The organism is Massilia sp. BKSP1R2A-1, from assembly GCF_050586525.1.
GTDB lineage: Bacteria > Pseudomonadota > Gammaproteobacteria > Burkholderiales > Burkholderiaceae_D > Telluria.
The window spans coordinates 1-8,097 of record NZ_JBOBRE010000026.1 but is presented as its reverse complement, the minus strand read 5'-3'; the positions used below and the strand labels follow the sequence as shown (position 1 = coordinate 8,097).

General features: G+C 65.8%; 8 protein-coding genes. 4 read left to right on the top strand and 4 right to left on the bottom strand.

What is annotated here, in order from left to right; all coding sequences use genetic code 11:
- Positions 1-214: 214 nt before the first annotated feature.
- Positions 215-583 (top strand): aquaporin, encoded by a 369-nt coding sequence (locus ACQ7JA_RS24770; RefSeq protein WP_430902363.1) that lies wholly within the window; start codon positions 215-217, stop codon positions 581-583.
- Between the two features lie 55 nt (positions 584-638).
- On the opposite strand, the gene ACQ7JA_RS24765 is transcribed toward ACQ7JA_RS24770, so the two are convergent.
- Both ACQ7JA_RS24765 and ACQ7JA_RS24760 read right to left on the bottom strand, forming a co-directional pair.
- Complete coding sequence (locus ACQ7JA_RS24765) at positions 639-1,265, bottom strand: M20/M25/M40 family metallo-hydrolase (protein ID WP_430902364.1); 627 nt, start codon at positions 1,263-1,265, stop codon at positions 639-641.
- Positions 1,266-1,434: 169 nt separating this feature from the next.
- The gene (locus tag ACQ7JA_RS24760) at positions 1,435-2,025 is read right to left on the bottom strand and encodes a hypothetical protein (protein ID WP_430902362.1); all 591 of its coding nucleotides are present in this window, start codon (positions 2,023-2,025) and stop codon (positions 1,435-1,437) included.
- Between ACQ7JA_RS24760 and ACQ7JA_RS24755 the strand changes: the two genes are divergently transcribed.
- The 3 genes from ACQ7JA_RS24755 (at position 2,024) to ACQ7JA_RS24745 (ending at position 5,644) form a co-directional block, all read left to right on the top strand.
- Entirely contained in the window at positions 2,024-2,506 is a 483-nt protein-coding gene (locus ACQ7JA_RS24755; RefSeq protein WP_430902361.1) for a hypothetical protein, read from the top strand. The two genes, ACQ7JA_RS24760 and ACQ7JA_RS24755, sit on opposite strands and share 2 nt — an antisense overlap.
- A 148-nt stretch (positions 2,507-2,654) precedes the next feature.
- Entirely contained in the window at positions 2,655-4,136 is a 1,482-nt protein-coding gene (locus ACQ7JA_RS24750; protein ID WP_430902360.1) for a DUF2868 domain-containing protein, read from the top strand.
- On the top strand, positions 4,136-5,644 hold the full coding sequence (locus ACQ7JA_RS24745; RefSeq protein WP_430902359.1) for a DUF3482 domain-containing protein: 1,509 nt from the start codon (positions 4,136-4,138) through the stop codon (positions 5,642-5,644). The genes ACQ7JA_RS24750 and ACQ7JA_RS24745 overlap by 1 nt, the downstream gene beginning before the upstream one ends.
- On the opposite strand, the gene ACQ7JA_RS24740 is transcribed toward ACQ7JA_RS24745, so the two are convergent.
- Together ACQ7JA_RS24740 and ACQ7JA_RS24735 are read right to left on the bottom strand one after the other, a co-directional pair.
- Complete coding sequence (locus ACQ7JA_RS24740; RefSeq protein WP_430902358.1) at positions 5,619-7,733, bottom strand: TonB-dependent receptor family protein; 2,115 nt, start codon at positions 7,731-7,733, stop codon at positions 5,619-5,621. The genes ACQ7JA_RS24745 and ACQ7JA_RS24740 overlap by 26 nt on opposite strands.
- Before the next feature lie 158 nt (positions 7,734-7,891).
- The coding region (locus ACQ7JA_RS24735; RefSeq protein WP_430902357.1) for a hypothetical protein at positions 7,892-8,097 on the bottom strand (206 nt) is incomplete at its 5' end.

Here is an 8,097-nt window from a genome sequence, read left to right as displayed (position 1 = left end):
TGATCTGGTGGGGTTTTTTGCTTTTTTAGGCTCCATTGAGTTCCCGGCCGTCGCCAGGACAAATTGTTCTACACCTGCCCGTCACAAAGCGTAGTTAGTTTGTGGTGTATCAAGGCCCCATCTCCTCCATCTTTCAGCGCCTTCCTCGACATCTACAATCGATGAAGCGGCACCCCGAACAGCAAGCGCCGTTCATGCCGCACGGGAGGGAATCATGTTGAGCAAACTTCTTGCAGAATTCATCGGCACGTTCTGGCTCGTCCTGGGAGGCTGCGGCAGCGCGGTTCTCGCCGCCACGTTTCCTGAGATAGGCATCGGTCTCAGGGGTGTCTCGCTCGCCTTCGGCCTGTCCGTGCTGACCGCCGCCGATGCTTTTGGCCCCATCTCTGGCGGCCATTTCAATCCAGCCGTTACAGTCGGGCTATGGATCAGTATTCCGGTCACCAATACCTCCGTGAACCCCGCGCGTAGTACGGGGCCGGCTCTGTTTGTTGGCGGTTGGGCGGTTGCGCAGCTGTGGCTGTTCTGGCTTGCGCCCTTGTTAGGCGGTGCATTGGCCGGCGCGCTGTACCGAACCGGGTGAGCGGGCAGCCCAAGCCGGACAGCGGCCTGGTCGCGCATACCTGAGGCGCCATGGGCTAGCCGCCGGACAGTTCGACCATGAATGCCGCGGCCAGGCGCGCGAACTTCAGGGCGTGCGCCGCCTGGCCTCCCGAGTTCTCGTAGGTGTCCCGGGACGTGTGAATGGCCGGGTTGTCGCGCGCCATCGACGACTCAAAGGGCATGGAAACGGGATAGCCCTGGGCGTCCCGGCTCGCGTGGTCGGAACAGCCGTAGCCGCAGCGGTCATTGCCGACCTTGAGTTCGGGAAGGTAAGCCGCCGCCAGCTCGGCGACAAAGGTGTTCTGGGCGCTGTTCGTGTAATCGGTGATCAGGTAGATGTCCTTGGCCGCGCCTTTGTAGTTGGTCATGTCGAGCTGCAGCACGCCTGCGACCTTCTGCCCCGCTTGCTTGAACTGGCGGGCGATCTCCTGCGACCCGCGCAAACCCACTTCTTCGGCGGCATAGGCAAAGACCTGGATCGTCCTGCGTGGCCGGTAGCCGCTCGCGATCAGGGCGCGCAGCGCTTCGGTCATGCTGGCGACCCCGGACGCATCGTCGTCCGCCCCCGGCGCCCGTGCCGTATCGCTCATGCGGAAGCTGAGAATCGAATCGAGGTGCGCTCCGACCAGGACTTTTTCGTCCGCCAGATCTGTGCCCGCGATCGTCAGGGAGACAGACGGCTGGGGATAAGCCTTGTGCGTGACAAGGGCAACCGAGATATGTATAGGAGAAGACTCCGAGCGGCTGTAGGAATCGCCGCACGATTACCGCTCAGATAACGTAGGGCGTTTAAACGTTGAGCCGGGGCAAACGGCCGAGTGGCCCGGGCTGCTAGCATTTTTTTCTGCTATGCCTAAAGGAAACATAATGAGGCCCGGTCTGCTCAAGCTCTGCCTGTTCTCGGTCCTCTGCCTCAGCCTCGCCGCGACGGCCGGCTCGACAAAGAAACGGCGGGCCTGGATCACCATCGGCGATGCGGCGTTCCGAAAAGTGCAGACGGTCGCCCCCGAGGCGGTGTCCATCGGCAGCCGCCAGGTACGCGCAGCCGACATATCGGAAAAGGTACACGCGGTCGTGCTCGATGACAGCCGGCTCCTCGCGGTGACCGGTGCAATCCACCAGCAAATGGGGCAATGTGGCGGCTTCATGTATCACGCAAGCGAAGCCGAAGCGCGCGCCGCTCTCGAGGCCCGCCGTGTCGCCTTGCCGACGCCGGCCTATGGGATCGACCAGCGTGACGTGGTCGTTCCCATGCTGGCGGGCATGCAGGAACAGCATATCGCTTCGACGATCCAGGCGCTGAGCGGCTACACGAATCGCTATTACGCCAGCCAGAGCGGCGTCGACGCGGCAAACTGGCTGCTGGCCACCTGGCGCGAACTGGCAGCTGGCCGCGGGGATATCCCGACGGCCGGCGCGCATGATCGATCCATTGGTTCAGCAAAGCGGAGGGTCGATCATGAAATCGAAGGAAAAAAGCCTGGGTGGTGTGAGTCGTTCGCGCGGCATCCACAAACCGAAAACCGTGAACGTGGCCGAGGGCAGCCTGCAGTCGCGCGCACCGGGCGCCGTGATGCCGGGTGGGCCGGAATCGCCTTTCCCGATGGTACACACGGGGTCGCAGCAATCCGATCTCGGCCGCAACCAGCGTGGCGGCGTCGGCGGTTCACAAGGGGGCGGCTGGAGTGCGCGCCAGCGTGGCCAGCGCATGCAGGCGCAGGCCGAGCAGAACCGACTCAGCGAAGCGCAGCGGTCCGGCCAGGGAAGCATCGAACAGAATCAGCATGCCGGCTCGCAGCAATCGGATTCGGGCATGGGTGGAAGCAAGGGTTTGCAGGGCCATCCCGACCAGCCGTCCTCCGATTACGGCAGCAAGCCAAACAAGAAGAATCACCGCAGCTGAACATTGCATCGCAGAGCGACGCCCGGGCCTGCCCGGGTTTTTTTACGCCCGTCATTTCGTCCGTCACGAACAGCGCAACGGCCCGCGATCCGAATCTGGGGCACAATACACTTGTCAGCCTTGCCATTTCAACCATGACAGGAGAAGCATGAACGAACAGGTCGCACGCAATGCCGTGCTGGTGCGCGCCATCGAAACCGCCGACGTGAATCACGAGGTGCTGAGCGACGACGATCGCAGGTACGCCAGCCGCAGCGCGAAAGAGCTCGCCGCCTGGCAGGCAGCGGACGACAAGGCTGCCATGACGCAGCACCATTTCCTGGAACAGCGGTCCGAACAGATCCTGAAACGACTGGGCGAACGCACGCCGGCTTTTGGCGCCTTCGCCAAGCGCCGCCTGGGCCTGCCCGGATTCTGGCTTGCCCTGCCGTTCCTGGCATTCGTGAGCGGCGCCGTCATCGACCGCATCGCCGACCCGCACCGGGTCGACCTCCTGTCCGCCCCCTTTCTATTGATCATTGGCTGGAACCTGCTGGTCTACCTCTCCATGCTGGTATGGGCCTGCATCCCCGGCAAACGCCATGGCTGGGCAGGCCCGAACCTCTTGCGCCGCCTGAGCCTGGGTAAGGTGGCCGTGCCGCGCAAACTGCCCGCGCCGCTGGCCGCCGGCGTCGGCAGCTTCATGACCGAGTGGGCCGCGCTGAGCGAGCCGCTCACCCGCGCCCGCCTGAGCCGCACGATCCACCTCTCCGCCGCCTGCTTCGCGCTCGGCGCCATCGCCTCGCTGTATGCGCGCGGCCTGCTGACCCAGTACGCGGTCGGCTGGGAGAGCACCTTCCTCGACGGCCGGCAGGTTCACACCCTGCTGTCCTGGCTCTTCATGCCGGCAATAAACGTGTTTCCCTTCCTCCAGGGCTTCTCGCTGGCCGAGATCGAGCTGCTGCGCTTCGGCCGCCCCGTCACCGCCGCCAGCGGCGAGCGTTGGGTGCACCTTTACGGCGCGACCCTGCTCCTGCTCGTCGTGCTGCCGCGCCTGCTGCTGGCCGCCTTCGCCGGCTGGCGTGCACGCCGGCTCGCCCGTCATTTCCCACTGGACCTGGACCAGCCTTACTACCGCAAGCTGGCCGACAGTATCGGCGCCGGCGCTCCCGCGCTGCTGCGCGTCCTTCCGTACAGCTATACCCTCGACGAGGCGCGCGACCGTGGTCTGTGGGCCATTGCGGCCGCGGCCCTTGGGGCCCAGGCACGCGTGCAACTGCGTCCGCCCAGCGACTACGGCATCGACGCCAAGGATGCCCTGCGCGACACCCAGCTCGATGAGGCCGGTGTCACCGTCACCGCTGTCCTGTTCAGCCTTTCCGCCACGCCGGAAAAGGAGAACCATGGCGCCTTCCTCGACTACCTGGCGAAGCGCGTGCGTCGGGGCGTCGCCGTGCTGGTGGACGAGTCGCCCCTGCTAGAGCGCATCGGCAGCCAGCCCGGCAGCGCGGAACGGTTGGCGGAACGCAGCGCCCTGTGGCGGCAGTTCTGCAGCTTCCACGGCACCTCGGCCACCTTCGTCAACCTGCTCGAGCCGAACAAGTATCCGGTCGAACTGGGCGCCGGACTGCGCCTGCCGGAGCTGCGCTGATGGAAGCGCCGGTCAAGATCCAGTTCGCCCTTGTCTCGCACACGAACAATGGCAAGACGACCCTGGCCCGCACCCTGGTGGGCACCGACGTGGGCGAGGTCCGCGACGCCGCCCACGTGACCCAGTTCGCGGAAGCGCACCTGCTGCAGACCAGCGAGGCGGGCGATTCCCTCGTGCTGTGGGACACGCCTGGCTTCGGCGATTCGGTGCGTTTGCTGAAGCGCCTGTCGATGGCGGGCAACCCGATCGGCTGGTTCCTGCGCGAGGTGTTCGACCGCTACCGCGACAAGCCGTTCTGGCTCAGTCAGCAAGCTTTGCGCGCTGCCAAGGAAGAGGCGGATGTCGTGCTCTACCTCGTCAATTCCTCCGAGTCGCCGCAGGATGCCGGCTACCTGCCGTCCGAGATGAAGATCCTCGAGTGGCTGGGCAAGCCGGTGGCCGTGCTCCTCAACCAGATGGGGCCGCCACGGCCCGGTAACGAAGAGGCGAGTGAACAGCAGCGCTGGAAGCAGCACCTGACGCAATTCCCTGTGGTGAAAGAGGTGCTGCCGCTCGATGCCTTTGCGCGCTGCTGGGTACACGAGCACGTGTTCTACGATGCGATCGGTAAACTGATCGAGCCATCGAGGCAAGCCGGCTATGCGCGCCTGCTGGCATCCTGGGAAGCGGCGAACCAGCGGCGTTATCGCAACGCCCTGCGCCTGGTCGCGGAACTGCTGGCCTTCGCCGCGCGCGACCGCCAGGAGGTCGCGGGCGAAGGCAAGGGGCTGATCAAGTCCGCGCTCAAGGCCGTCGGCCTCGGCAAGGACGAACAGAAACGCCAGGAGCTCGCCATGGCCACCCTGGTGCAGCGCCTCAACGACGAGATCGGCTCGACGACGGCGCGCATGCTGGTCCTGCACAAACTCGATCCCGGCGAGGCCTCGGTGATCAATGCGCGGGTGCGCGAGAACTTCGCCGTGCGCGCGCCGGTGGACAAGGCCCAGGCCGGCCTGCTGGGCGCGATGGTGTCGGGCGCCGCCACCGGCTTGTCGGCGGACCTGATGGCGGGCGGCCTGACGCTCGGCGGCGGTGCGCTGCTGGGGGCGATCGTCGGCGCGCTGACCATGGCCGGCGCAGCCTGGGGTTTCAATGTCGGCACCGACCGCAACCAGCATACGGTGCAGTTCGCCGATGCTTTCTTGCAGACCCTGTTCTCGGGCGGCCTGCTGCGCTACCTGGCGGTGGCCCATTTCGGCCGGGGACGTGGGAATTATGTCGAGAGCGAGGCGCCGCCCTTCTGGCAGGCTGAGGTGGAAAAGGCGGTGATGGCGCATGCCGGCGACCTGCCGGCGCTGTGGCGCGCGCTGCGCGAAGCGCCGGACCAGGAGGCGGCAACCGCGCTCGCCGAGAAGGCCGTGATCCCGGCGGCGGACGCCGTGCTCGCGCAGCTGTATCCGTCGGCCGCGCTGCCGGCGCCGCTCGCCCTTGAGGCGCTGCCGGTTACTGGAACTGGACCTGCGCGCTGATGCCGAGCATCCAGTTGCGGCCAGGGGCGGCCTCGTAGTAGCGGCGGTTCGATTCGGCCACGATCACCGAGCCGGCATAGTCGCGGTCGAGCAGGTTGTTTACGCGCAGGTATTGTTTCAGGCGCCAGGCGCCGATCTGCTGGCGGGCCTGAAGGCGCATGTTCAGGATGCCGTAACCCGGCGCCGGCACGGCCGTATTGGCATCGTCCGGATGGACACGGCTAGAGGCCTGTGCTTCGAGCGCGGCGTTCAGGCCGCCATCCGCTGCCGTCCAGCCCAGCTCCGAGAACAGGCTGGCGCGCGGCACGCCGGGCAGCCGGTTGCCGGACGGGATCGCGCCGAAGCCATCGTCGTAGATGGCGCGCAGGACGTTGGCCGCGACCAGGGTGTTCCAGCCGCCGGCGAAGTTGGAGGCAAGCGATAGCTCGACGCCCTGGCGCAGGGTACGGCCGGCATTGCGGTAGCTGGTGCGGCCGCCGTTCGACGCGTCGACCACGAGTTCGTTCTGGGTGCGTGCCTGGAACAGGGCGATGTCGGCGCGGGTGTGCTGGCCGAACATGGACTTCGCGCCCACTTCCAGGTGGACGCTGCGGCTCGGTGCCAGGCCGAAGTTGAAACCGGCGCCGGCCCCCGAATAGAACAGCTCATTCAGCGTCGGCGTCTCGAAGCCGCGCGCGGCGCTCGCGTATACGTTGAGCGAAGGGGAGACCTTGCGCAGGATGCCGATCACGGGTGCGGTGCCGTTGTAGGCCGTACCGCCGCTGTCGTCGCCGTTGTCGCGGAAGCGATCGCTCACACCCACTTTCAGTCGCGTATGCCGCAGGCCGCCGGTCAGGACCCAGGCGCCGGATTCCCATTGGGTCTGCACATACGGGTCGACGCTGGTCAGGCGGTTGTCCTCGTCCCGGCGCAGGCGTCCCTTGACACCGAGCTGGGTGCCGGCGAAGTTCTCGAAGCCCTGGCGTGCGTCCTGCGAGTCGGCGTATTCGACGCCGAAGGTCGTGCGCAGCGTGCCGGCGCCCAGCGGACGCACGTCCTGCCAGTTCACGTCCACGCCGCGGAAGTCGCGGTCGAAATCGATGACGCCGCCTGAATGGGTGGCGGGTTGCTGGAAGGCGCGCGAGAAGGACTGGTACTGGATCACCCTGCGGTTGCCGCCGTAGGCCGTCAGCTGCAGGCGGTTGCTGCCGAAACGCTGTTGCCAGTTCAGGCCGATCTGCTGGTGGTCGATGCTCTTGCGCGTGTTGTAGCGCTCGGCGAAGGTGCGCTGCGGCGACTGGGAGTCCGTGGTGTCGATCTCGCCGGCGCGCGGGTCGCGCTGGAAGGTCGCCCAGGTGACGCCGAGCGGATCCTGGGTGTCGTCCTGTTCGAGCGAGTTGGCGACGATGGTCAGTTTGCCATCGCGTCCGGTCGGCAGGGTGAGCTTGGCGTAGGCCTGGTCGCGGGTCGCGGCGCTGTGATCGCGGTAGCCGTCGGTCTCGAAGCGGGAGGCGTCGAGCACATAGCCGACCGCGCCGGCCTTGCCCTGCGCATTCACGTCGGTCTTGCGCAGGCCGTCGCTGCCGCCGGTGACGGACAGTTCAACCGATGGCGCCCCCTCGCCGTCACGGGTAAACAGTTGGATGACGCCGCCGGAGTGGTTGCCGTACAGGGCAGAGAAGGGACCCCGCAGGATTTCGATGCGCTCGGCCATGTCCAGGTTGAAGGTGGCGGCCTGGCCCTGGCCGTCCGGCATGGTCGCCGGGATACCGTCAGCAATCAAACGTACACCGCGCACGCCGAAGGACGAGCGGGCGCCGAATCCGCGCGAGGACACCTGCAGGTCCTGCGCATAGTTCTGGCGGTTCTGGACCACGATGCCCGGCACGGCGACCAGGGACTCCGACAGGTTCACCCGCGGCTGGCCGGCCTGGATGCGCTGGGCATCGACGACGCTCACGGCCGCCGGCAGGTCGAAACTCTCCTGCTCCGTGCGTGAGCCGCTGACCACGACGACCGACATCGGCGCGGCGGACTGGGCCAGGACAGGAGAAGCGAATGCGGCGAGCAGGGCGGCAGAGAGAGGCAGGCGGATGAGGTGGGAAGGCATGGCGAGGGAGCAAAATGGACAGATTGCTATCATAGCTGTTGCGCTGTGGAGGCGCTGTTCGCGTGAGTGCACCTTCGTTCGAAAGGGCTTGCGTCCGAGCGCCACGGTTTGCTATAGTTCGCCTCCGCTTCGGCAGGGGTCGAAAAAGGTTAACGTAATCAACTGGTTACGTTAGCAAGATCCACAGAGAAATCTGAGCTGAAGTAAAAGAGGACTTGACGAACATCGCGAAACACTGCATACTCTCGTTCCTCTGCTGCTGACGAACACAACGATTCGCAGCGATAGCAAGAGACAGAATACGGTTCTTTAACAATCAACAGTCGATAAGTGTGGGCGTTTGATGATGGTGCCGGCTGGCTTA

What these genes read in the sequence shown, in the direction of transcription:
- ACQ7JA_RS24770 (WP_430902363.1), top strand. Translation starts at nt 215, where the DNA reads ATGTTGAGCAAACTTCTTGCAGAATTCATCGGCACGTTCTGGCTCGTC.
- ACQ7JA_RS24755 (WP_430902361.1), top strand. Translation starts at nt 2,024, where the DNA reads ATGATCGATCCATTGGTTCAGCAAAGCGGAGGGTCGATCATGAAATCG.
- ACQ7JA_RS24760 (WP_430902362.1), bottom strand. Translation starts at nt 2,025, where the DNA reads ATGCGCGCCGGCCGTCGGGATATCCCCGCGGCCAGCTGCCAGTTCGCG.
- ACQ7JA_RS24750 (WP_430902360.1), top strand. Translation starts at nt 2,655, where the DNA reads ATGAACGAACAGGTCGCACGCAATGCCGTGCTGGTGCGCGCCATCGAA.
- ACQ7JA_RS24745 (WP_430902359.1), top strand. Translation starts at nt 4,136, where the DNA reads ATGGAAGCGCCGGTCAAGATCCAGTTCGCCCTTGTCTCGCACACGAAC.
- ACQ7JA_RS24740 (WP_430902358.1), bottom strand. Translation starts at nt 7,733, where the DNA reads ATGCCTTCCCACCTCATCCGCCTGCCTCTCTCTGCCGCCCTGCTCGCC.